The following is a 22045-nucleotide window of genomic DNA, read 5'->3' on the forward strand; positions in this document are numbered from 1 at the left end:
GCGCAAGGTATGGAAGTGTGAGGAACCGTCACGATGGCCGACGACAAGCCTGAAGACGCAGGATTGGCCCCCGAGTCCGGTCGTGCCAAGCGCACCCCGACCACCATCGACCTCGAGGCGACCGAAGTCTCGACCCAGCCGCAGGAGGTGGCAGGCGAGCCCGAGGCTTCGCCGGTAAGCGAGCACACCGAGCCCGAGCAGGTAAAATCCGAGCAGGCCGACGCCGAGCCGGAGCGCGCCGAGGCGCAGGCTGCGGCCGCTCCCGCGTCGCGTCCGGTTTCGCCCTGGGTCATTGCACCGCTCTCCGGTGCGGTGGCGGCGGCCGTCGTGATCGGGGTCGGCTGGATGCTGGGCTGGCCCGCCGTGCAGGCGCCGCCTGCCGCGCCACAAGTGACAAGCGCGACGGTCGATGCTCTGAACGGTCGCGTTGCCGCGGTCGAAGCCAAGGCTGGCAAGCCCGCCGCCGATCCGGCCATGGTGGCGCGGATCGATGCGCTGGAAAAATCCGCAGGCAGCCTGCGCAGCGACATCGCCAATCTGCGCGCCCAGGCCGACAAGACCGCGAGCGCTCTGAACGATGCGAAATCTGCGCCGGGCGCCGCTTCGCCTGATCTTGCCGCTCTCAACGACCGCATCGCGCAGCTCGAGCGCGCCAGCAAGACGGAGCGGGCCGAGCTCGCGCAGCAGGGCGAGAAGATTGCCGACGCCAAGACGATGGACGACAAGCCGCTGCGCCATGTGGTGGCGGCGGCCCTGCTCGACGTCGCCGTGCGCCATGGCGATCCCTATGAGGCGCAGCTCGCCGCGGCGCGGTCGCTGGCGGCCAAGCCCGACATGCTGAAGCCACTCGACACCTTTGCATCGTCGGGCATCCCGACACCGGTTGCGCTGAGCCGCGAGCTCCTCAACATCGTGCCAAAGCTGTCGCCGCCGGCGGATGCCCAGTCCAGCGGCACCGGCATCGTCGAGCGTCTCCAGGCGGGAGCGTCAAAGCTCGTCCGCATCGAGCGGACCGACGGGGTCGGCAACGACCGCGGCGCCATCGTGGCGCGGGTGACGGCTGCTGCGCTCCGCAATGATTTCGTCGAGGCGCGGCGCGAGTTGAAGACGCTGCCCGATGCCGATCGCGCGCCGGCGCAGGCCTGGCTCGACAAGGCCAATGCCCGCGATGCCGCGCTCGCCGCGTCCCGCAAGTTCGCCGACGATGCCATGGCGGATCTCGTCAAGCCTGCTCAATAAAGCTTCGCGCAATAATCAGCGCGTATAGGGATCGTCATGCTTCGCATCGTCCTTTTCCTCGTCTTGATTGCGCTGGCGGCGGCCGGCGCGGCCTGGGTTGCCGATCAGCCCGGTGACCTCGTCCTGACCGCGGGCGGTTTCCGCGCCTCAACGACGTTGCCGAGGTTCGTGTTCTTGCTGGGCCTCTTTGCCGCGGCCGTCGTGCTCGTCTGGAGCATCCTGACGACGATCTGGCGGACGCCGGGACGTTTGCGCCGCCGTCGCCACGAAAAGCGCCACGCCCGCGGCCGCCACGCCATCACCCACGGCCTGCTCGCGATCGGTCATGGCGACACCGCGCTCGCCCGGCGTCACGCCGAGACGGCGCGGCGGCATGCGCCGAACGATCCGCTCGCGCTGCTGCTGCACGCCCAGTCGGCGCAGCTCGAAGGCAATCGCGACGCGGCGCAGCGCGCCTTCCGTGCCATGGCCGAGCGCGAGGATACGCGGCTGCTCGGCCTGCGTGGCCTGTTCATCGAGGCGCAGCGCGCCGACGATGCGGTCGGCGCCGTGATGATCGCGGAGGAAGCGATCAAGCTGTCGCCGTCCTCGACCTGGGCCTCGCATGCCGTGCTCGGCTTCCGCTGCGCGCGCGGCGACTGGAGCGGCGCGCTCGCGATCCTCGATTCGAACCTGTCCGCGGGCCTGATCGACAAGCCGGCCTATCGCCGCCAGCGTGGCGTGCTGCTCACCGCACGCGCGCTGGAATTGGAGACGATGGACCGCGACGTCGCACGCGAGAGCGTGATGGAGGCGATCAAGCTCGCACCGACCCTGGTGCCGGCCGCCGTGCTCGCCGCAAAGTTCGAGAGCGAGGCGCATCAGGTGCGCCGCGCCATGAAGCTGGTCGAGGTCGCCTGGCTCGCCAATCCGCATCCCGATCTGGCCGAGGCCTATGCACATGTGAGGATCGGCGATTCCGCACGGCAGCGCTTGCAGCGGATCGAGACGCTTGCGGCCAAGACGCCTGCCGATAGAGCCGGCCATATTGAAGGCCAGCTCGCGCTCGCACGTGCCGCGATCGATGCCTCCGAGTTCGCCCGCGCACGTGCGGTGCTGGCGCCCTACGTCAACGATCCGACCCAGCGCGTCGCACTGCTGATGGCCGAGATCGAGCGCACCGAGCACGGCGACGGCGGCCGCGCCCGCGCCTGGACCTTGCGCGCGGTGCGTGCTCGCCACGATCCGGCCTGGACCGCCGACGGCTATGTCAGTGATCGCTGGCGCCCGGTCTCCCCGGTCACCGGCCGCCTCGACGCCTTCCAGTGGCAGACGCCGGTCGCGAGCCTTCCTTCCGACAAGGGCGACTTGATCGAGTCCTCAGCCTTCGAGGAAGCCATGCTGGCGGCCCCGCCGCCGAAACGGGTCACGGCGCCTGCGAACGACACCCCGATGGAACCGGCTCCGGCTGCATCGGCCCCCGCCGAGCAGGACAATACACCTCCGGCGGCCAAGGAAGAGCCAAAGGCAGAGCCCGTCGTCACGCCCACCGAGCCGGTTGAACCGGCTCCCGAGCCGGCCGAATCAGCGCCGGTGGCGGAAACGCCCGTGTTTCGGACCCGCGCCGACCTCGGCAAGCCCGCACCCGCCCCGATTCCCGCTGTCATCCCGATCGTCCGTGCCCCGGATGATCCCGGCATCGATGACGAGGGCCCAAGCGATGAATTTACGGAACAAATCGGCACGCCCAAGGCCCAGGCCGGCGGCTGGCGCGGATTCTGGTCCCGTTGGGGCGCCTAAGCCGCATTTCGCGCCCCGCTTGTTCTTGCCAATTCGGGCCATGCCCGATATCAGGAGCGCGCGTATCGGGGCCGGCATCGCCCGGGCCCCGGCAGGGTTCGCCGCAATAGCTCAGTCGGTAGAGCACGTCATTCGTAATGACGGGGTCGGGGGTTCGAATCCCTCTTGCGGCACCAGCGCCCCGAATTCATCCGATCGTCGCAGACAAGCGTCCTAACCGACGCATCCAGCTGGCATGAGCGTGCGCGGGTTCGAGATCGTCCGGTCGCCTGCGTGATTGCGATCACATAGTGTCGCGCGTCTCTCGCGTAGCGTCCCCGTCACGCCAACACGGGGAGATTTCACATGCGCAAGATCATTCTGGTAGCCGCCATGGTCCTGGCTTCCGCATCTGCCCAGGCGGACGGCCCACGCAGCCTCTCGCTGGTCACGGCGAGCGAACAGGCCTCGGCCCCGCAGACGACGACAGCGACAACCACGGCCACACAAGTGAGCGAAGCCGCACCCGTCACCGAGGCTCCGAAATATGTCGACCGTCCGCCGGCGATTTCGGCCCCCGCGCCTGCCGCGGCACCGGCGCCCGCCGTGACCACGACGACTTCAGCGCCCGCCGCGACCGCGACTCAGCCTGCGCCGAAGACCACGGCGAAAGCCAACAAGCCGAAGCACAAGCATAGCTGGACCGAACGCCGCATCATCAGCGAGCTGCATCGCCACGGCATCTACTGGTAAGCGGCGACTTGCCTTCCCCGAAACGCCAATGGCCGGGCGATAGCCCGGCCATGACGCGTATTGAGACAGCGATTTGATCCGAGCTTACTGCGAAACCGTCTGCACCACGCTTCCGATCGGACGTGCGCTCGAGGTCGGCACCTTCAGGTCCTTCAGCAGCGCCTCGTCATATTCCGGCAGCGTCTGGAAGGTGGTCTTGGCCTTCATCTGCACGATCTTGTAGCCGCCGGCCTTGAGCCGCGCGAGCAGCGCCGGCATCGCTTCGCCGGTGTGCTTCTGGAAGTCGTGCATCAGGATGATGCCCTTGCCGAGCTTATCGAGCCTGCCCATCACGGTCTCGACGATCTTCTCCGGCGTCGCGCCCTTCCTGAAGTCGAAGGAATCGATGTCGGTCGAGAACATCGCGACGTTGCGGGTGCCGAAATAGGTCACCATCGCCGGATTGTGCTGAAGCTGCGGGAAACGGAAGAACGGCGCCGGGTTGGTGCCGAGCGCGAACCTCACTGCGCTAAAGCCCTTCTCGACCTCGTCCTTGACCTGTTGCTCCGTCATCTTCTTGCTGTTCAGGTTGACATGCGACCAGGTGTGCGTGCCGACCGTGTGGCCCTGGGCCAGAACCTGGCGCAGGATCTCCGGGTGGTAGGTCGCGTGCTTGCCGACCGAGAAGAACAGGCCCTTGGTGCATTCATCCGCGAGCGCCTTCAGCACCGCGGGCGTGTTGACCGGCCACGGACCGTCGTCGAAGGTCAGCACGACCTCCTTGTCGGTGAGGAAATCGAACTGCTTGAAGTGCTCGAAGCCGAAGCCGGGACCGCCTGTGGTGTCGATCTCGACCACGCGGGCGACGCCCAGCGCGTTCGGATTGGCGCAGGCCTGCTTCGGCTGAACTGGCGCGACCGGGGCGGGCGCAGGCGCCGATGCCTGGGCAACGGCCGTCGGCTTCGCCGCGATCGCCGCGGTGGTCGCGACGTCGTCCTTGGTGGCGATTTTCGCCTGTGCCGGCAACGGGTCGGCGGCACGGGCGGCAACTGTCTTGGGAGCGGCCTGATCGGCGCGCGAGGAATAATAAAACCAACCTCCGGCGGCAATCACGACCGCCGCAACTACACTGGCCAGCATCAGGCCCAACGCATTACGCATCGCTACTCTTTCCAATTACGCAACCAAACCTGCGGAATTTCCCGCGCGACGAGCCATTAATGCGAAGGAACAGTTAACGTGACACCAACACGACGGCGTTTGCGCCGGATTTTCAGTGAGGTGCGCCAATGTGACCGAAGTCACAGTTGGGGCGCGCGCCGTGACCATCATCACAGTGGAAACTGTTTTGCTGGAGCATCGTAGTTCCCATCAACAACGGGCCCGCTTCCTGCGGTGCCAATGGGAGCTTCAAAATGACCACGTCGTTTACCGCCAAGTCCTTGAGTAGCAAGATCCGCGACACCAGCCTCGCTCTGGGCTTCGCCGCCATCGTCTCGATCGTTTCCACGACGTCGAGCTTCGCCTTCTCGTCCGAAGCGCAGCAGATGTGCACCGGCGATGCCTTCCGCCTGTGCTCGTCGGAAATCCCCAACATCCCGAAGATCACTGCATGCATGATGAAGCATCGCTCGGACCTGAGCGCCGGCTGCCGCGCGGTGATGGACAAGGACCTCGCCAAGGGCGCCTCACGCAAGGTCGCTGACGCCCAGGACAAGCAGTAAGAGCAACACAGCGATCGTTGCGTCGGTTAGCTCCCTTCGCGCAGTGCCCCGGCGTCAAGCCGGGGCCACGCGGCGTCGAAAACGCCTCCTGCCAATAAAGCCGTTGCGGCTCCGGGATCGTCGCACTAGCTTCGCCCGCACTTTCTTCCGGGTAAGAGGCATTACGCGATGACCAGATTTCTTTTGATCGTTCCTTTTCTCCTGTGCGCATCTGGCGCATCAGCGCAACAGCAGCCCGGACACGACGCCTGCGCGCGCGACGTCACGCGCTTCTGCCGCGCCGTGATGAACAATGGCGACCAGGCTGTGCTCGCCTGCCTCAAACAGAATCGCACGCGGCTGAGCAAAGGCTGCGACAAGGTGCTGACGGATCACGGGCAGTGATTGTCATTCCGGGGCGCGCGAAGCGCGAACCCGGAATCCATCGAGCGGCAATCTCCTGAGAGAAATGGATTCCGGGCTCGCGCCTGACGGCGCGCCCCGGAATGACGAGAGTTACGTGCTGCTCCCCGCCGCGACCACGGGCAGCACCTCGCTTGCACCCTGGTCCGGCGTCTCTTCCTTCCAGCGCACCGAGCCGAACGGACGCTCCAGCATGCGGCGGACGCGCACCGGCTCGGGGCCGACGTGGAAATCGATCGCCTGCTGATGCAGCGCGCGTTCGGATAGGGTCGAGCGGTTGCGCTGGCGCAGATAGTCGAACCAGGTCGGGCAGTGATAGCGCTCGGTCCACAATTCGGGATCGGCGATGTCGCGCGCGATCGACCAGCCATAGGCGCCGTTGCGCTGCCTTGAGAGCTGCACGTCCTGCATCACATTGTGGAAGGCGCGCGCGTTCTCCTGAGACACCCGATATTCGATCTCGACCACCAGCGGTCCGCTGCGGCCGGTGAGCGACAGCCTGACTTCGGGATCGGCCAGCACCTCGGCGTCCTCGTTGCGGGCGCCGACGCGCGGCATCGTGAGCCAGATTCCCAGCAGCGGCGAGACCAGCATCAGGCCTGCCGCGACCAGAAGCGCGACCTCGACGCCGGCATAGTCGGTGAGATGGCCCCAGCCCCAGGCGCCGATCGCGATGCCGCCGGAGATCGAGGCCTGGAACGCTGCCAACGACCGGCCTGCGACCCAGCGCGGTGCCGAGAGCTGCACGCCGATATTGAACAGCGCGACGGCGGCCATCCAGACCGCGCCGGCCAGCACCAGCGCGGCCGCCGTCAGCACCGGTTCTGTGCTTACGGCAAGGGCGGCCATCGCGAAGGCCATCGAGATGGTGCAGGCGCGGATCGCGGACTCGCCGCTCATGCGCTTGCGCAATTCGTGGATGTTGAGTGCGCCGACAACCGCGCCCATGCCGAAGGCGCCGAGCATGATGCCGTAGGTCTGCGCGCCGCCATGCAGCAGGTCGCGCGCGATCAGCGGCATCAGTGCCATGATGGCGCCGCCAATCAGGCCCATCACCAGCGTGCGCAGCAGCACGATCTTGATCGGCGGCGAATTGGTGATGTAGCGGAAGCCCGAGACCATGGCGCGGTTGAGCTTCTCCCGAGGCAGGCGCGAGGGCTCGGTGCTGCGCCGCCACAGCAGCAGCACGACCAGCAGCGGCAGATAGAGGATCGCGTTGCAGGCAAACGCCGCCACCGCGCCGAGCGCGGCGACGATGACACCGCCGACCGCGGGACCGAAGCTGCGCGCGATGTTGTAGCTGATGCCGTTCAGCGCGACGGCCGACGGCAATGCTTCGGGCGGCACCTGCTCGCTGACCGAGGATTGCCAGGCCGGGCCGAACAGCGCGTTGCCGCTGCCCACGACGAAGCAGAAGGCGAGCAGCGTTTCCGGCGTGATCAGCTTGAGCCCGGCCAGGATCGTGAGCGCGGTCGCGCCGGTCAGCGCGATCATGAGCGAGACCAGGGTGACGATGCGGCGGTCATACATGTCGGCGATGGCGCCGGCCGGCATCGAAATCAGCATGATCGGCAGCATCAGCGCGGTCTGCACCAGCGCGACCTTGTCGGCCGAGGCCGCCATCTGCGTCATCGCCCAGGCGGCGCCCACGCCCTGGATCAGCAGGCCGAGATTGGAGAGCAGGCTGGCGAGCCAGATGCGGCGGAAAACGGTGTACCGCAGCGGCGCGGCGATGCCGTCGGCCGCGATTCTCTGACGGTTCGGCTGCTCGGTCATATCCCCTTCCAAAAGGGCTGGCAGAAGTGATCCTGGTGATTCCGGCAAATTCAGTGATGCCCGCGAAAGTCCTTCGCTGTCCAGTGGTTAGGACGCTATAAGCGGTGCAAAGAGGCGGTTTTGCCGGGGAGGAACAGATGAAGCTGTCGCGACGGACGATCTTGCAGGGTGCCGGCACGTTGTCTTTTGCGCTTGCGAGCATCCGGATGGACGCTTTCGCTCAAACCACGCCCGCGGCGCAGGGCGCCGAGGTGCCGCCGATCCTGTTCGTCCACGGCAATGGCGACTACGACGCGCTCTGGATGACCACGATGTGGCGGATGGAATCCAATGGCGTCGCGCGCGATCGCATGCTGGCGATCAACTTCACCGATCCCCTGGCGCGGAGCGACGACAAGGTCGAACAGGCGAACCGCTCCTCGACCGAGGACCAGCGCCGCGAGCTCACTGCCGCCATCACTGAACTGAAGCGCCGTACCGGCGCACCGCGCGTGGCGCTGGTCGGCAGCTCGCGCGGCGGCAATGCCATCCGCAATGTCATCAGGAACGGCGGTGTGGCCGACGTCAGCCACGCCGTCCTGTGCGGCACGCCCAATCACGGCGTGTTCGCGACCGACGACCAGCTCGGAAACGAGTTCAACGGCCGCGGTCCATTCCTGCGCGGCTTGAACGAGGGTGAGAGCGAGGTGACGCCGGGCACGGCTTTCCTCACCTTGCGCAGCGATGGCATGGACAAATACGCGCAAGCCGACGGCCGCTTCATCGGCAAGCCTGGCACGCCGACCGGTGTCGCCACCGAGGGGCCGGAGCTGCAGGGGGCCACCAACCTCGTGCTCGGTGCGCTCGATCATCGCGAGGTGGCGTTTCACCCGCGCGCGTTCCGCGAGATCTACAAGTTCATCGCCGGCCGCGAGCCGACGCGCCTCGCGATCGTGCCGGAACCGAGCGTCAGGCTGAGTGGCCTCGTCACGGGAACGCCCGGCGGCGTGCCGACCAATCGTCCGGTGGCGGGCGCAACCGTCGATATCTTCCGCGTCGATCCTGATACCGGTGAGCGCAAGGGCAATGCCGTGCACAGCTCGAAGACCGGCGCCGACGGCCGCTGGGGGCCGGCGCAGGTCGAATCCTCCTGGTCGCTCGAATTCGCCCTCGCGTCGCCGGATGCGCCGACCACGCACTTCTATCGCTCGCCCTTTCCGCGCTCGTCCGACGTCGTCCACCTGCGCGCCGCGCGTCCGCTCGGGCCGGCGGACAAGGACGCCGGAGCGGTCCTGATCATGTCACGTCCGCGCGGCTATTTCGGCCTGCCGCGGGATGTCGTTCTGCTCGACGGCAAGGAGCCGGCCGACGTCAAGCCGGGCGTGCCCACGGATTCGGCAGCAACATTGCGGCTTCCGGCCAGCGAGATCGGGCGTAACATCGTGGCCCAGTTCGGCGAAGAACGGATTGTGGCACGCCTCTGGCCTGCCTCCGAGAACAGGATTGCGGTCGCCGAGCTGACTTACTAGCTATTTGCCTGCGTCACATCTGCGGGAGAGAGCCATGAATATCGCCAGCGTGCGTCGGCCCATCGTCCCTCCGACGCCGCCGCGTGCGCCGGACGACATGTCGTTCTTCGGCCGGGTCGCGGTGATCCGGCAGAACATGATCGCAACGTGGGGGCAGCGCGCCTATGAGGAGGACGTTCTCGAGGGCCGCTTCTTCCTCCACAAGAGCTTCATCCTGAACCGTCCGGACGCGATCCGGCATGTCCTGCTCAGCAATTACGAGAACTACACGCGCACGCCGGCCGGCATCCGCATGCTGCGTCCCGTGCTCGGTGAAGGCCTTCTGATTGCGGAAGGTCATGCCTGGACGTTCCAGCGCCGCACGCTCGCGCCGGCCTTCACGCCGCGCGCCACCGCAAATCTCGTTCCGCACATGACTGCGGTGCTCGACGAGACCATCGCGAAGCTGGATGCGCGCAACGGCGAGACCGTTGATCTGCGCGAGACCATGCAGCGCATGACCCTCGAGATCGCCGGGCGCACGATGTTCTCCTTCGGCATGGACCGGCATGGCCCCACCTTGCGCAACTTCGTCATGGAATATGGCGAACGGCTGGGACGGCCCTATTTCCTCGACATGCTGCTGCCGGTGTCCTGGCCGAGCCCGATGGATTTTGCCCGCGCCCGATTCCGCAAGCGCTGGACCGAATTCGTCGCGATGCTGATCGCCGAGCGGCGCGCCGCCGGGAAAAAGGACGGCGCGCCGCCGCGCGACCTGTTCGACCTCATGGACGAGGCGCGCGATCCTGAAACGGGCAAGGGCTTTTCCGACGCGCAGCTCATCGACGAAGTCGCGACCATGATTCTCGCCGGTCACGAAACCACGGCGACCGCGCTGTTCTGGGCGCTCTATCTGCTCGCGCTCGACCCTGATACGCAGGAGGAGGTGGCCTCCGAGACCCGCGGCGAACATCTCGACAGCATGGCCGACATCGATCGCCAGAAATTCACCCGCGCGGTGATCGAAGAAACCATGCGGCTCTATCCGCCCGCCTTCCTCATCGCGCGTGCCGCGCGCGACAAGGACAGTGTGGCCGGAATCGAGATCGGCAGGGGCGACATCATCATGATCGCGCCCTGGCTGCTGCACCGGCACGAAAAGCTGTGGGATCAGCCGGACGCGTTCGTTCCAAAGCGCTTCATGTCGACTGAAGCACCCGACCGTTTCGCTTATTTGCCGTTCGGCGCGGGTCCGCGCGTGTGCGTCGGCGCGCCGTTTGCGCAAGCCGAATCCGTGCTTGCGCTGGCCCGGCTGATCGGTGCGTTCCGCGTCGAGCTGGTCGATACGGCTCCCGTGATCCCGCATGGCGTCGTCACGACCCAGCCGGATCGTTCACCCATGTTCCGCATCACGCGTCGGTGACAGGCGATCGCCTGGCCAATGGCGTGATCGACCCTAGATAGAGTTACGCCATGAGCGACATCCAGGCCCAGTTTTCCGTTCTGAAGCAGACCGCCGATCCGAAGGCGGTCGATGAAATTGCGCGCCTCATCGAGGACGGAGAGGATCACGAGCTCAACCGCGTCAATGTCCTCGATTTCGCCAGGCAGCATGGTGTCGACGAAGAGCGCGCGATCTCCGCCTTCCTGCATGCAGCGCGGCTCGGGCTGTTCGATCTCGGCTGGAACGTGCTGTGTCCGGGCTGCGGTGGTGTGCTCGGTGCTCACGCGACGCTGAAGGCGCTCAAGCCGGACGATTACCACTGCGCACTCTGTGCCTGCGGCTACAAGGCCTCCGTGGACGACCAGGTCGAGGTTTCCTTCACCGTGAATCCACGCGTCCGGCGCATCGCGGCGCACGACCCGGATACGCTTCCGGTGTGGGAGTATTTCAAGCAGGTGTTCTGGAGCTCCGGCGTCGACTTCAACAAGGAATCGTTCGCGACGCTGGCCAACGAGGTCACGCTGGATACGATGGAGCTGCCGGCCGGCGAGAAGGCGACCATGTCGCTGCAGCTGCCGAACGACTTCATCATCATCTTCGAGCCGGTGACGCACGCCGCTCATTTCATCGACGTGCAGGGCGAGCCGACCAAGGATCGCCAGCAGTTCGCCATCATGTACAACAGGGTGCAGGCGCCAACGGGCACCACGACACTGCGGCCGGGCCCGCTGCGGCTGTCGCTGGAGAACCAGGCCGGCATACGCGTGCTGCCGTCGGTCTTCATCGCGGCCGAGGCGCTTCATCACCTCATCGGTAAGCGCAAGCCGTTCCTCACCGCCAAGCGGATGCTGTCGAACCAGACGTTCCGCGATGTGTTCAAGGCGGACAATCTCAGTGTCGACCAGCGGCTCCAGATCACGTCCCTGACATTTCTGTTCACGGATCTGAAGGGATCGACCGCGCTCTACGAGCGGGTCGGCGATCTCGCCGCCTTCGATCTCGTGCGCGCGCATTTCCATGCGTTGCTCGAGATCATCTCCTCCGAGAAGGGCGCGGTGGTGAAGACCATCGGCGATGCCGTGATGGCGACCTTCATCCGTCCCGAGCACGCAATCGTCGCGGGCCTGCGGATGCGCGCGGCGATGGACGAGCTCAACAAACAGCGCGGTACCGCCGACCTCATCGTCAAGATCGGTATCCATGAGGGGCCGTGCCTCGCGGTGATGCTCAACGAGCGTCAGGATTATTTCGGCCAGACCGTCAACATCGCCGCGCGCGTGCAGAGCCTGTCGACCGCGCAGGAGATCCACATCACGGGGCCAGTGCTGGATGCGCCGGCCGTGGCGGAAGTGCTGGAGCAGCGCGCGATCAAGCCGATCCAGAAGCAGGCCGCGTTGCGCGGCATCGCCGACAAGATGGTGGTGTACGAGATACCGTGAGTCGCCGTCATTCCGGGATGGCCCGAAGGGCCAGACCCGGAATCTCGAGATTGTAGCGCGGGATTCCGGGTTCGCGCTTCGCGCGCCCCGGAGTGACAGTGAACAGATTGCCGAAACGTAATGCCGCGCGCGGAACCGACACACGTTGCGCCGGTTGAGTTTCCCGCACATATAATGCTGGTAGGCGCCGCGCCCCCGCGGCGTCATTGTTTTCGGTAGGACTTCATGCTGGACGGCTTGCGCCAATTCATCGCCGACATTGTGGCTCCTCAAGCCCAGGACCGCGCATTCGGCGACAGCGATTATCGGCTGGCGGCGACCGCGTTGCTGGTTCACGTGGTCTCGCTGGACGGCCAACCGACGGCGGCCGAGCAGCGCAAGCTGCACAGCCTGATCGAAAGCCATTTCGGGCTTGATCGCGGCACCGCCGATCGTTTGATCGCCGATGCAACCCAGGTCGAGGGCGAGGCGGTCGACCTCTATCACTTTACCAGCGTCATCATGCGCTCGCTCGACGAAGCGGGCCGCAAGCGCATCGTCCAGATGATGTGGGAGCTGGTCTATGCCGACGGCCAGGTCTCCGAGTTCGAGGACAACGTGGTCTGGCGCGCCTCCGACCTGCTCGGGATTGCCCAGCGCGACCGGATTGACCTGAAGCACGCCGTGGCGGACCGCGCCGGTAGCCAGGTGAAGGACGGCGCCGTCGGCGGCTGATTTCGTCAGCACGGCGGACGGCCGGTTGTGCAGATCACATGACAAAACTTTAATGTGGCCCCCGGCCGCCTTGTCCCGGGTTTGCCGGTAAATCTGTGGGTTTTCTGCCCTCCCTGGTGCCCACTCAAGCGGCCATGCTGTCAGCCCGCTTGCCTGTCGCGTACGGCCTATGCTCTCGTTCCGCCATTGCAGGCCTAAAAAACTTCAATTCAAGAGACTTCGATCGTGACTGAGCGGGTAACGTTGATCACCGGTGCCTCGGCGGGCATCGGCACGGAGCTGGCGCGGGTGTTCGCCGCGAATGGACACCGTCTCGCGCTGACGGCGCGGCGCGCGGACCGGCTCGAGGCGCTCGCGAACGAGCTCGCCGCCAAGGGCGGCAAGAAGCCGATCGTCATCGCCTGCGATCTTCAGGAAGCAGACGCCGGAGAAAAGATCGCGGCAGCGCTCGCCGCCGAAGGCGTCGAGCTCGACCATCTCGTCAACAATGCCGGCTTCGGCGTGTTCGGCGATGCAATCGAGTGCGATCGCGACGAGCAGGTTGGCATCGTCGATGTCAACGTCCGGGCTCTGACGGATCTGTCGCTGCGATTTGCCGATCAGCTCGTCAGGAACAAGGGTGGTCTTCTCAATGTCGGCTCGATCGCCGGCTTCCTGCCCGGCCCCGGCATGGCGGTCTATTACGCGTCCAAGGCCTATGTGATTTCTCTCACCGAGGCCCTGCGGGCGGAGCTCGCGCCGCGCGGCGTCCGCGTCACCGTACTTTGCCCGGGTCCGGTGCCTACCGAATTCCAGGCGCGCGCCGGTGTTGGATCCGGACATAATACGGCCCTTCTCAATGTTCCTGCCTCCGATGTTGCGCGGGAGGCCTATCGTGGGCTGATGGCAAATAAACGGGCAGTGCTGCCCGGTCTCTGCATCAAGATTGTGCCATTCGCGCTGCGTTTCTTTCCGCGCGGCTTCATTTTGTCCGCCACCAGTCGCTTCCAGCGGCAGAGGGACTAGAGAACGCTCGTAGCGCCTGTCGTGGCCCGGAGCTTGCTTCCTTAATCGGTGTCGTGTGTGCGCGAACTCACACGATGTTAACCATCGCTTAGCTATGCTGGCGCTCTGAACCGATAGCATTTGGAAAGGCAATGTCGTTCCGGACGGACAGGTTTGGTGGCGCGGAATTGGTCCCCTTCCCGAAGAGAAGGGCACTAGGCGCATCTGCTGCTCGTCCTGAAGCCCGGTTGCCGGTTCTGATTGTCCTGCACCAGGAATCCTCGACGCCCGGCCGTGTCGGCAATGCGCTGCGCGCGCTCGGCCATCGCCTCGACATCCGCCGTCCCCGCTTTGGCGATCCCCTTCCACAGACGCTTGATCAGCATGCCGGCGCCGTGGTTTTCGGCGGCCCCATGAGCGCCAACGATCGCGACGACTACATCCGCCGCGAGATCGACTGGATCGAAATTCCGCTCCGCGAACAGCGGCCGTTTCTCGGCATCTGCCTCGGTGCGCAGATGCTGGCGATGCAGCTCGGGGCCCGCGTCGCGCCGCATGCGGAGGCGCTGACCCAGATCGGCTACTACCCGATCCGCCCGACGGCCGCGGGCCACGCGCTCTGCCCGGCTTGGCCGGCGCAGGTCTATCACTGGCACCGCGAGGGATTCGAACTGCCTGATGGCACTGAGCTGCTTGCGGAAGGCGATGATTTTCCGGTGCAGGCGTTCCGCGCCGGCAACGCCTTCGGCGTGCAGTTTCATCCTGACGTGACCTACGCCATGATGCATCGCTGGACCACGCGCGGCTATGACGGGTTCAGCGCGCCCGGTGCGCGCGAGCGGCATCATCACTTCACGGACCGTGCCGTGTACGATGTCGCAGAACGCGCCTGGCTCGATCACTTCATCAATGGCTGGCTGGCGCGCCGGCCGCTGCTGGCGCAAGCCGCCGAGTGATCGCGCTGACAGCGCGCAGGCCCTTGCTTCATCCCTGGATATGCTAGGCTCGCTCCCAACGAGCGCGCGCGAAATTGCGCCGGCAGACAAGAGAGAGCGTCATGGCCTATGAACACATTCTCTATGAGGTGAGCGACAAGGTCGCGACCATCACGCTCAATCGCCCGGACCGCATGAACGCGTGGACGCCGACAATGGAGCGCGACGTGCGCCATGCGATGGAAGCATCGAGCGCCGACGACAATGTCCGCGTCATCGTGCTCACCGGCGCGGGCCGCGCCTTCTGCGCCGGCGCCGACATGGATGCGTTGAAAGGGCTCGACCCTGACGACGTCAGGCGCGCATCGAACCTGCCGCCCTTCGACATGAATCGCCGGCCCGACTGGCAGACGCGCTACGGCTTCTATCCGTCGATCGGAAAGCCCGTCATCGCCATGCTCAACGGCGCGACCGCGGGCATCGGCCTCGTGCACGCGCTCTATTGCGACCTGCGCTTTGCCGCCGACAATACCGTGTTCACCACCGCCTTCGCGCGGCGCGGCCTGATTGCCGAGCACGGCATCAGCTGGATGCTGCCGCGCATCGTCGGCCATGCCAACGCGATGGATCTGTTGCTCTCGGCGCGCCGTGTTTCGAGCGACGAGGCGCTGCGGATCGGGCTGGTCAACCGTCTGTGCTCGCCGGAGAAGCTCCGCGAGGAAACCTACGCCTATGCGCGCGACCTCGCCGATTTCGTCTCGCCGAGCGCGATGGCCGTGATCAAGCGCCAGCTCTACGAGGTGCCGTTCCAGACGCTGGCCGAGGCCACGATCGAGGCCAACCGGGAGATGATGGTGGCGCTGGGCGGCAGCGATTTCCGGGAGGGCGTCGCGAGCTTCATGGAGAAGCGGCCGCCGCGGTTTACGGGGAGGTAGGGGAGCAGTCCGTCTTCGCCCTGCGGGCTTCGCCGGACACTACGCTTCGCCCTTCGGGCATCGCGCGGCTGTGCCACGCGTAGCCCGGAGCGGTCTTGGCCAAGTTTGTTGATTTGCTGAAATGGTCCGTCTTCGCCCTGCGGGCTTCGCCGGACACCACGCTTCGCCCTTCGGGCACCGCGCGGCTGCGCCACGCGTAGCCCGAAGGGCGAAGCGTGGTGGAGCCAGGCGGGATCGAACCGCCGACCTCGTCATTGCGAACGACGCGCTCTCCCAGCTGAGCTATGGCCCCGTTTGCTGGCCGCTCTGGTAAATGCGGCCGACAACCGGGCGCCATTTAAGTCCCTGCCAAGGTCAAGTCAAGGACGGGCGTAACGCGGTTTTAGCCATTCCGCCGCCCGAACTTCCCTTGTTTGGGCCGGGGGGAACCGATATCTAGCAAAAGGCGTCAATCCCGACCGCAGCCAGAGTTTTCAAAAGCCAGAGTCATCAAAAGCCATGCGTGCCGTTCTCGACATCGTCATCATCGTGCTCGACCTCTACGTCTGGCTGCTGATCGCCTCCGCGATCCTGTCCTGGCTGATCGCTTTCAACGTGGTGAACACCCGCAACCAGTTCGTTTCGGCGGTGGCGGAGTTCCTCTACCGGATCACCGAGCCGCTGCTGGCGCCGATTCGCAATTTCCTGCCCAGCCTCGGCGGGCTCGATATTTCGCCGATCATCCTGATCCTGCTCATCATGTTCATCGAGCGGGTGATCCTGTATTACATCTACCCGAACGTGATCTAGGCAGGCTGGAGCGCCTTGGTTGCCAACGACGCTTGCAAGGAACCCTGGCGTTACTCGGCCGCGGGCATCAGCATCGCGCTGCGGGTGACGCCGCGCGGCGGCCGCGACGACATCGACGGGATCGAGCGGCTGGCCGATGGCCGCAGCGTGCTCAAGGTGCGAGTGCGCGCGATCGCCGATGGCGGCGAGGCCAACAAGGCCGTCTTGGTCCTGCTGGCGAAATCGCTGGGCGTCCCCAAGTCCAGCGTAAAACTCCTGTCCGGAGCGACCTCGCGGCTGAAGCAGATCGCGGTCGACGGCGATCCCGCGCGGCTTGGAGAAGCCCTGCGCCGGCTTGCTTCGGCCAAATCGACAGACCAAGGGAACTGACATGACGGCCAAGATCATAGATGGAAAAGTCATTGCCGCGGAACTCCGGGCGCGCGTGGCCGACGAGGTCGCCCGCGTCAAGCGCGAGCACAATCTGGTGCCGGGCCTTGCGGTGGTCCTGGTCGGCAACGACCCGGCGAGCGAGGTCTATGTCCGCTCCAAGCAGACCCAGACCCAGGCCGCCGGGATGGCCTCGTTCGAGCACAAGCTGCCGGCCGACGTGTCGCAAGGCGATCTGCTGGCGCTGGTCGCAAAACTCAATCGCGATCCGGCCGTGCACGGCATTCTGGTGCAGCTGCCACTGCCGAAGGGTCTGAACACCGAGGCCGTCATCAACGCCATCGATCCCGCCAAGGACGTCGATGGCCTGCATCCGAACAATGCCGGCCGGCTTGCCGGCGGCTTGGAGGCGCTGTCGCCTTGCACACCGCTCGGCTGCATCATCCTGACCAAGAGCGTGCATGCCTCGCTCGAGGGTATGAACGCCATCGTCATCGGCCGTTCCAACCTGGTCGGCCGCCCGCTGGTGCAGTTGTTGCTGAACGAGAACGCCACGGCGACGATCGCGCATTCGCGCTCGCGCGATTTGCCCGGCCTCGTAAGGCGCGCCGATCTCGTCTACGCCGCGGTCGGCAGAGCCGAGATGGTGCGCGGCGATTGGCTGAAGCCGGGCGCGACCGTGATCGACATCGGCATCAACCGGATCCCGAAGGACGACGGCAAGACGCGCCTCGTCGGTGACGTCGCCTATCAGGAAGCGCTCGCGGTGGCCGGCGCCATCACGCCGGTGCCGGGCGGCGTCGGCCAGATGACGGTCGCGTGTTTGCTGGTGAATACGCTGCGCGCCGCTTGCGCGATCGCGGGGCTGGCGAAGCCGGCGGTGTAGGTTTTCTTCACCTCTCCCCGCTTGCGGGGAGAGGTCGGAATTCAAGCGTAGCTTGAATTCCGGGTGAGGGGGACTCTCCGCGAGTCCAACTCTCACTGTCCTTGCGGAGACTCCCCCTCACCCCGACCCTCTCAGCGCGAGCGAAGCTCGTCGCGGCCCCGCATCCGCCTTCGCCAAAGGCTTCGGCGGACAAGAGCGGGGCGAGGGAGCAGATCTCAGCCCTTCTTCTTCTTCTCGCGGTCCATGCCTTCGAGGATCAGCTTGTGCGCTTCCTCCGGGCCGCCCCAGCGCAAGATCTTCACCCACTTGCCCTTCTCGAGATCCTTGTAGTGCTCGAAGAAGTGCTGGATCTGCTGCAGCGTGATGTCCGGCAGGTCGGAATAGGTCTTCACCTTGTCGTAGCGCTGCGTCAGCTTCGACGACGGCACGGCGAGAATCTTCTCGTCGCCGCCGGCTTCGTCTTCCATGAACAGCACGCCGACCGGGCGCACGCTCATGACGGCGCCGGGGATGATGGCGCGGGTGTTGACGATCAGGACGTCGCAGGGATCGCCGTCGTCCGACAGCGTGTGCGGAATGAAGCCGTAGTTACCGGGGTAACGCATCGGCGTGTAGAGGAAGCGGTCGACCACCAGCGTGCCGGCCTCCTTGTCCATCTCGTATTTGATCGGTTCACCGCCCACGGGGACTTCGATGATGACATTGACGTCCTGTGGGACGTCTTTCCCGATCGAGACCGCATCGATACGCATTCAAGGCTCCGTTGTTGCCGACGTTAAATCGCGCCCGGCAGCGATTTTGGCGCTGTCATACGCGGGCTTGGCCCCCCAATCCATCGTGTTTTTGTGAAATAATGAATCCAGCGATCACCGGCTCAAGCGGCAAACGGTATCGACGGATGGGAAACGCTGCCGGCTAGACTTTCAGCAGCTCAATTGGTCCAAGCGAAGGCAACCTTGTCGAGCGACTTCGGCCCGAATCGTTCCGAGGAACGCGCCACCATGCGGCCGCCCAGGGCCCGGTAGAACTCGGTGGCCGGATCGTTGTCCGAGAGCGCCCACACAACCATGCTCTTCAGCCCGCTCTGCATCAGGTCGCGGCGGGCGGCGGCGAACAGGCGACGGCCGAAACCGAGGCCCTGGAATTCGGGGCGCAGATAAAGCTCGTAGATCTCGCCGTCGAAGTGCAGGCTGCGGGCACGGTTACGGCCGTAATTGGCATAGCCCGCGATCTTGTCGCCGAACACCAATACGCTGACGCGGCTGCCCTTGCGGATCGCGCTGTCCCACCACTGCGGACCGCGGCGGTTGATCAGCTTCTCCAGCTCGGCGCCGGGAATGATGCCCTGATAGGCCGAACGCCAGGCTTCGTCATGGGTTGACGCCACCGCAGTTGCATCTGCGGCTTTGGCCGGCCGGACCTCGATCAGGGTTGTGCTCATGGACACGATCAAATCAAGTCGCCGCGTCGGCGGCAAGACCTAACGTTAATTATCGGTTAACCTGTGGACTTTCTGCATCAGTATTTAACGGTTGTTGTACCGAAAGAGGACAAGGCGCTGCCTTGAACGGCAACGAACTGCCATGTGTCGGTGCAAAACTCTGTTGCGGCAACCAATGAACGGCGATGGCAACGCAGAAAGTCCGCCCAGGATGATTCGTTCCCGTTAGTGTGGCCCTCGCTGTCCGTGTTCGCCTCCGGCAATTCATGCGGCTCTTCAACATCCTTGCGCTCCTGCCTCTGCTGGCCTTGCTGACCGCGCCGCCTCTGTGCGCTCAGGTCACGTTCGGTGCATCGGGCGAGGAGGGCGAGCCGTTTCGCCGGCAGGAATGGCGTGTGCCGTCGCCGGATAGCGACATTGCCGCGCATGCGCTGCTGTTTCGCCCGTTCGGACCCGGGCCATTCCGGCTCGCGGTCATCGCGCATGCCTCGACGCAGAATGTGTTGCGTCGCGCACAAATGCCGCAGCCGGAATACCGCGCGCTCACGGCCTTCCTTGTCGCGCGCGGCTTTGCCGTGCTGGTGCCGGAACGGCTCGGCCATGGGGCAACCGGTGGTCGCTATGTCGAGGACCAGGGCGGCTGCGACGAAGCGGATTACGCGCGCTCGGGTCGTGCGACGGCCGGAGAAATTTCGCTGGCACTGGACCATTTGCGAAAGCAGGATTTCATCCGCCAGGATGCCGCGATCGTGGTCGGCCATTCCGCCGGTGGCTGGGGCGCGCTGCGCCTTGCCAATGCCGATCCGAAGACGATCTCGGCGATCACAGTGTTTGCGCCGGGGCGCGGCGGCCATGCCAATGACGAACCGAACCGGATCTGTGCGCCACACTCGCTTCTCGCGGCTGCCGCTGAATTCGGCAAGGCGGCGCGCATTCCCGTCACATGGCTCGTTGCGGGCAATGACAGCTATTTCCCGCCGGCATTTTCGAAGTCGCTGGCAGATGCATTTCGCGGCGGTGGCGGCAAGGTCGATTTCCGCGCACTGCCGGCGGTGGGCAGCGAGGGGCACTGGATGATCGAGACCGAAGCCGGCGTCAACGCCGCCAGCAGCGAGCTCGAGCGCGCGCTGAAGCCGGCGTTGGCGAAGAAACCATGACGCTGTATTTCCTGGTCAAATACCTGCACGTGCTCGGTGCCATCGTCATCCTCGGTACCGGAACCGGCATCGCCTTCTTCATGCTGATGGCGCATCGCACGAACGATGTGGACTTCATTGCGCGCACCGCCTCGGTGGTGGTGATTGCCGACGCGATCTTCACGCTGTCAGCCGTGATCTTGCAGCCGGTCAGCGGCGGCCTGCTGATGATGCTCTCGGCCACGTCGTTCACCGAGCGTTGGCTGCTCGCTTCGCTCGTGCTCTATGCCATCGCAGGCCTGTTCTGGATCCCCGTCGTCTTCATGCAGATCGAGATGCGCGATCTCGCGCGCAAGGCTTCCGAGCAGCGCGCCGCCCTGCCGGAGCGTTACTTCGTCCTGTTCCGCCGCTGGTTCGCGTTCGGCTTCCCCGGCTTCGGCGCGACGATGCTGATCCTCTGGCTGATGGTCGCCAAGCCGTTTTGAGGGAATGATGAACCAGCGAACCATCCTGGTGCTCGGCGCCTCCGGCCTGATCGGCCGCTTCGTCACCGACGATCTGCGCGAGCGAGGCTTTCGCGTCGTCGGCGTGGCGCGCAGCCTGTCGCAGGCGCAGAGGATGAGCGCGCTGGACATTGAGCTGCCGATCCTCTCGCTTGATGCAGCCGCGCTGACGCGCCTGCTGCGCGAGCAGGCCGTGGATGTCGTCGTGAATTGTCTGGGCGTGCTGCAGGATGGGCCGGGCAGCGACACAGGCGCGGTGCATCGCGATTTCGTCGCGCGTCTGCTTCAGGCGATCGGCGGCAGCGGCCGCGCAATCCGCCTCGTGCATATCTCGATTCCGGGAATGGCCGAAGCCGACCGCACCGCTTTCGCCACGACCAAGCGCGAAGCCGAACGGTTGATCGCGGCCTCCGGCGTTGACCACGCCATCCTGCGGCCCGGATTCGTGGTCGCACCGTCAGCTTATGGCGGCAGCGCCATGCTGCGCGCGCTCGCGGCCTTTCCACTCGACCTGCCGCGTGAGGAGATGGCGATGCCGTTCCAGCCCGTCGCGGTCGGGGACATCGCTGCCACCATCGCCTGGCTCGCCGCGCGCGACAGCGAAGATGCATCCGTGAAATCAGTGAGCTGGGACCTGATGCTATCAGAGCCAGTCACAATGGCCGGAATCATCAAGCATTTTCGTCTCGCGCTCGGCACGGCTGGTTGGCCGCACGTCGCGATGCCGTCCGTCATGCTCGATCTCGGCGCGAAAATTGGCGATCTCACCAGTCATCTCGGCTGGATGCCGCCGATGCGCTCCACCGCCATCGCCGAGCTGCGCCGCGGCGTGCGAGGTGATCCCTCGGCGTGGATTGCCGCCACGGGCATCGTGCCGAAGACGCTGACCGAGACGATCGGGCGCCACCCCGCCACCGTCCAGGACAAATGGTTCGCGCGGCTGTTCCTGGTCAAGGCGCTGATCTTCGCGAGCCTGGTCGCGTTCTGGGTCGTCTCCGGCTTCATCGCGCTGTTCGTCTCCTACCGCGCCGCCGCCGGCATTCTGAGCGGGCACAATTTTCCGCCGGCGCTGGTCGATCCCATCACGATCGGCACCAGCCTGATGGACATGAGCATCGGCGTGTTGATCGCCTTCCGCCGCACCGCGGCGATCGGCTTGGTTGCAGGCATCGCCGCCTCGCTCGGTTATATGTTCGGTGCCGCGATCCTGACGCCCGATCTCTGGATCGAGCCGCTTGGTGCGCTTGTGAAGACGGGACCGGCGATCGTGCTGATGCTCGTCGCGCTTCTGATGTTGGATAATCGATAGCGTTTTCGAGCGAAGTGGATCCCGGTTCGCGTGAAGAAAACGC

Annotated in this window: 22 protein-coding genes and 2 tRNA genes; 19 read left to right on the top strand and 5 right to left on the bottom strand. The window is 65.5% G+C overall.

Annotated features, from left to right (window positions below; translation table 11 throughout):
- Positions 1-33 precede the first annotated feature (33 nt).
- The 4 genes from XI08_RS29715 (at position 34) to XI08_RS29730 (ending at position 3750) form a co-directional block, all read left to right on the top strand.
- Positions 34-1239, top strand: coding sequence for a COG4223 family protein (locus XI08_RS29715; protein ID WP_271577109.1), 1206 nt, complete (start codon positions 34-36; stop codon positions 1237-1239).
- Between the two features lie 36 nt (positions 1240-1275).
- Positions 1276-3018 (top strand): heme biosynthesis protein HemY, encoded by a 1743-nt coding sequence (locus XI08_RS29720; protein WP_271577110.1) that lies wholly within the window; start codon positions 1276-1278, stop codon positions 3016-3018.
- A gap of 100 nt (positions 3019-3118) precedes the next feature.
- Positions 3119-3194, top strand: a tRNA-Thr gene (locus tag XI08_RS29725).
- 169 nt (positions 3195-3363) lie between these two features.
- Entirely contained in the window at positions 3364-3750 is a 387-nt protein-coding gene (locus XI08_RS29730) for a hypothetical protein (RefSeq protein ID WP_271577111.1), read from the top strand.
- Between the two features lie 84 nt (positions 3751-3834).
- Here XI08_RS29730 and XI08_RS29735 read toward each other — a convergent pair whose 3' ends face one another.
- Positions 3835-4890: a polysaccharide deacetylase family protein gene (locus tag XI08_RS29735; RefSeq protein WP_271577112.1), complete on the bottom strand. Its 1056-nt coding sequence runs from the start codon at positions 4888-4890 to the stop codon at positions 3835-3837.
- 254 nt (positions 4891-5144) lie between these two features.
- Here XI08_RS29735 and XI08_RS29740 point away from each other — a divergent pair, with 254 nt between their 5' ends.
- Together XI08_RS29740 and XI08_RS29745 are read left to right on the top strand one after the other, a co-directional pair.
- Positions 5145-5453, top strand: a complete 309-nt coding sequence (locus XI08_RS29740; protein ID WP_271577113.1) for a hypothetical protein — start codon at positions 5145-5147, stop codon at positions 5451-5453.
- A 168-nt stretch (positions 5454-5621) separates the two neighbouring features.
- The gene (locus XI08_RS29745) at positions 5622-5837 is read left to right on the top strand and encodes a hypothetical protein (protein WP_027543857.1); all 216 of its coding nucleotides are present in this window, start codon (positions 5622-5624) and stop codon (positions 5835-5837) included.
- Positions 5838-5948: 111 nt separating this feature from the next.
- On the opposite strand, the gene XI08_RS29750 is transcribed toward XI08_RS29745, so the two are convergent.
- Complete coding sequence (locus XI08_RS29750; protein WP_027543858.1) at positions 5949-7631, bottom strand: MFS transporter; 1683 nt, start codon at positions 7629-7631, stop codon at positions 5949-5951.
- Between the two features lie 137 nt (positions 7632-7768).
- Here XI08_RS29750 and XI08_RS29755 point away from each other — a divergent pair, with 137 nt between their 5' ends.
- From XI08_RS29755 to XI08_RS29785, 7 genes are all read left to right on the top strand, one after another.
- Positions 7769-9139, top strand: coding sequence for a hydrolase (locus XI08_RS29755; RefSeq protein WP_271577114.1), 1371 nt, complete (start codon positions 7769-7771; stop codon positions 9137-9139).
- Between the two features lie 34 nt (positions 9140-9173).
- Positions 9174-10541, top strand: a complete 1368-nt coding sequence (locus XI08_RS29760) for a cytochrome P450 (protein WP_271577115.1) — start codon at positions 9174-9176, stop codon at positions 10539-10541.
- Between the two features lie 50 nt (positions 10542-10591).
- Positions 10592-12001 (top strand): adenylate/guanylate cyclase domain-containing protein, encoded by a 1410-nt coding sequence (locus XI08_RS29765; protein ID WP_271577116.1) that lies wholly within the window; start codon positions 10592-10594, stop codon positions 11999-12001.
- 225 nt (positions 12002-12226) lie between these two features.
- On the top strand, positions 12227-12715 hold the full coding sequence (locus tag XI08_RS29770; protein WP_135178575.1) for a tellurite resistance TerB family protein: 489 nt from the start codon (positions 12227-12229) through the stop codon (positions 12713-12715).
- Between the two features lie 225 nt (positions 12716-12940).
- Positions 12941-13720: an SDR family NAD(P)-dependent oxidoreductase gene (locus tag XI08_RS29775; protein ID WP_271577117.1), complete on the top strand. Its 780-nt coding sequence runs from the start codon at positions 12941-12943 to the stop codon at positions 13718-13720.
- Positions 13721-13851: 131 nt separating this feature from the next.
- On the top strand, positions 13852-14655 hold the full coding sequence (locus XI08_RS29780; RefSeq protein ID WP_271577118.1) for a glutamine amidotransferase: 804 nt from the start codon (positions 13852-13854) through the stop codon (positions 14653-14655).
- Positions 14656-14756: 101 nt separating this feature from the next.
- Complete coding sequence (locus tag XI08_RS29785; protein WP_092189387.1) at positions 14757-15569, top strand: enoyl-CoA hydratase; 813 nt, start codon at positions 14757-14759, stop codon at positions 15567-15569.
- 216 nt (positions 15570-15785) lie between these two features.
- Here XI08_RS29785 and XI08_RS29790 read toward each other — a convergent pair.
- A tRNA-Ala gene (locus XI08_RS29790) sits at positions 15786-15861 on the bottom strand.
- Positions 15862-16067: 206 nt separating this feature from the next.
- Between XI08_RS29790 and XI08_RS29795 the strand changes: the two genes are divergently transcribed.
- Genes XI08_RS29795 through XI08_RS29805 form a run of 3 tightly spaced genes read left to right on the top strand, consistent with a single transcriptional unit; the run spans position 16068 to position 17613 of the window.
- Positions 16068-16358 (top strand): YggT family protein, encoded by a 291-nt coding sequence (locus XI08_RS29795; protein ID WP_008539240.1) that lies wholly within the window; start codon positions 16068-16070, stop codon positions 16356-16358.
- A gap of 15 nt (positions 16359-16373) precedes the next feature.
- Positions 16374-16727: a DUF167 domain-containing protein gene (locus XI08_RS29800; protein ID WP_271577119.1), complete on the top strand. Its 354-nt coding sequence runs from the start codon at positions 16374-16376 to the stop codon at positions 16725-16727.
- Between the two features lies 1 nt (position 16728).
- Positions 16729-17613: a bifunctional methylenetetrahydrofolate dehydrogenase/methenyltetrahydrofolate cyclohydrolase gene (locus XI08_RS29805; protein ID WP_271577120.1), complete on the top strand. Its 885-nt coding sequence runs from the start codon at positions 16729-16731 to the stop codon at positions 17611-17613.
- Positions 17614-17828: 215 nt separating this feature from the next.
- Here the strand turns inward: XI08_RS29805 and ppa are convergent, their stop codons facing one another.
- Together ppa and XI08_RS29815 are read right to left on the bottom strand one after the other, a co-directional pair.
- Complete coding sequence (ppa, locus tag XI08_RS29810; RefSeq protein WP_271577121.1) at positions 17829-18365, bottom strand: inorganic diphosphatase; 537 nt, start codon at positions 18363-18365, stop codon at positions 17829-17831.
- Positions 18366-18544: 179 nt separating this feature from the next.
- A complete protein-coding gene (locus tag XI08_RS29815; RefSeq protein ID WP_008136728.1) occupies positions 18545-19054 on the bottom strand; it encodes a GNAT family N-acetyltransferase in 510 nt (169 codons plus the stop codon).
- Positions 19055-19320: 266 nt separating this feature from the next.
- Between XI08_RS29815 and XI08_RS29820 the strand changes: the two genes are divergently transcribed.
- Genes XI08_RS29820 through XI08_RS29830 form a run of 3 tightly spaced genes read left to right on the top strand, consistent with a single transcriptional unit; the run spans position 19321 to position 22002 of the window.
- On the top strand, positions 19321-20211 hold the full coding sequence (locus XI08_RS29820; protein WP_271577122.1) for a dienelactone hydrolase family protein: 891 nt from the start codon (positions 19321-19323) through the stop codon (positions 20209-20211).
- The gene (locus XI08_RS29825) at positions 20208-20675 is read left to right on the top strand and encodes a DUF2269 family protein (protein ID WP_271577123.1); all 468 of its coding nucleotides are present in this window, start codon (positions 20208-20210) and stop codon (positions 20673-20675) included. The genes XI08_RS29820 and XI08_RS29825 overlap by 4 nt, the downstream gene beginning before the upstream one ends.
- A gap of 7 nt (positions 20676-20682) precedes the next feature.
- Positions 20683-22002, top strand: coding sequence for an SDR family oxidoreductase (locus tag XI08_RS29830; RefSeq protein WP_271577124.1), 1320 nt, complete (start codon positions 20683-20685; stop codon positions 22000-22002).
- The last annotated feature ends 43 nt before the right edge of the window (positions 22003-22045 follow it).

The organism is Bradyrhizobium sp. CCBAU 11361 (assembly GCF_028128935.1).
GTDB classification, from domain to species: Bacteria; Pseudomonadota; Alphaproteobacteria; order Rhizobiales; family Xanthobacteraceae; genus Bradyrhizobium; species Bradyrhizobium niftali.

Excerpts from the sequence above, each read along its gene's own strand:
- XI08_RS29755 (WP_271577114.1), top strand. The coding sequence starts at position 7,769 with ATGAAGCTGTCGCGACGGACGATCTTGCAGGGTGCCGGCACGTTGTCT.
- XI08_RS29730 (WP_271577111.1), top strand. The coding sequence starts at position 3,364 with ATGCGCAAGATCATTCTGGTAGCCGCCATGGTCCTGGCTTCCGCATCT.
- ppa (WP_271577121.1), bottom strand. The coding sequence starts at position 18,365 with ATGCGTATCGATGCGGTCTCGATCGGGAAAGACGTCCCACAGGACGTC.
- XI08_RS29770 (WP_135178575.1), top strand. The coding sequence starts at position 12,227 with ATGCTGGACGGCTTGCGCCAATTCATCGCCGACATTGTGGCTCCTCAA.
- XI08_RS29785 (WP_092189387.1), top strand. The coding sequence starts at position 14,757 with ATGGCCTATGAACACATTCTCTATGAGGTGAGCGACAAGGTCGCGACC.
- XI08_RS29720 (WP_271577110.1), top strand. The coding sequence starts at position 1,276 with ATGCTTCGCATCGTCCTTTTCCTCGTCTTGATTGCGCTGGCGGCGGCC.
- XI08_RS29715 (WP_271577109.1), top strand. The coding sequence starts at position 34 with ATGGCCGACGACAAGCCTGAAGACGCAGGATTGGCCCCCGAGTCCGGT.
- XI08_RS29820 (WP_271577122.1), top strand. The coding sequence starts at position 19,321 with ATGCGGCTCTTCAACATCCTTGCGCTCCTGCCTCTGCTGGCCTTGCTG.
- XI08_RS29825 (WP_271577123.1), top strand. The coding sequence starts at position 20,208 with ATGACGCTGTATTTCCTGGTCAAATACCTGCACGTGCTCGGTGCCATC.
- XI08_RS29740 (WP_271577113.1), top strand. The coding sequence starts at position 5,145 with ATGACCACGTCGTTTACCGCCAAGTCCTTGAGTAGCAAGATCCGCGAC.
- XI08_RS29735 (WP_271577112.1), bottom strand. The coding sequence starts at position 4,890 with ATGCGTAATGCGTTGGGCCTGATGCTGGCCAGTGTAGTTGCGGCGGTC.
- XI08_RS29765 (WP_271577116.1), top strand. The coding sequence starts at position 10,592 with ATGAGCGACATCCAGGCCCAGTTTTCCGTTCTGAAGCAGACCGCCGAT.
- XI08_RS29760 (WP_271577115.1), top strand. The coding sequence starts at position 9,174 with ATGAATATCGCCAGCGTGCGTCGGCCCATCGTCCCTCCGACGCCGCCG.
- XI08_RS29815 (WP_008136728.1), bottom strand. The coding sequence starts at position 19,054 with ATGAGCACAACCCTGATCGAGGTCCGGCCGGCCAAAGCCGCAGATGCA.
- XI08_RS29805 (WP_271577120.1), top strand. The coding sequence starts at position 16,729 with ATGACGGCCAAGATCATAGATGGAAAAGTCATTGCCGCGGAACTCCGG.
- XI08_RS29750 (WP_027543858.1), bottom strand. The coding sequence starts at position 7,631 with ATGACCGAGCAGCCGAACCGTCAGAGAATCGCGGCCGACGGCATCGCC.
- XI08_RS29745 (WP_027543857.1), top strand. The coding sequence starts at position 5,622 with ATGACCAGATTTCTTTTGATCGTTCCTTTTCTCCTGTGCGCATCTGGC.
- XI08_RS29780 (WP_271577118.1), top strand. The coding sequence starts at position 13,852 with ATGTCGTTCCGGACGGACAGGTTTGGTGGCGCGGAATTGGTCCCCTTC.
- XI08_RS29795 (WP_008539240.1), top strand. The coding sequence starts at position 16,068 with ATGCGTGCCGTTCTCGACATCGTCATCATCGTGCTCGACCTCTACGTC.
- XI08_RS29830 (WP_271577124.1), top strand. The coding sequence starts at position 20,683 with ATGAACCAGCGAACCATCCTGGTGCTCGGCGCCTCCGGCCTGATCGGC.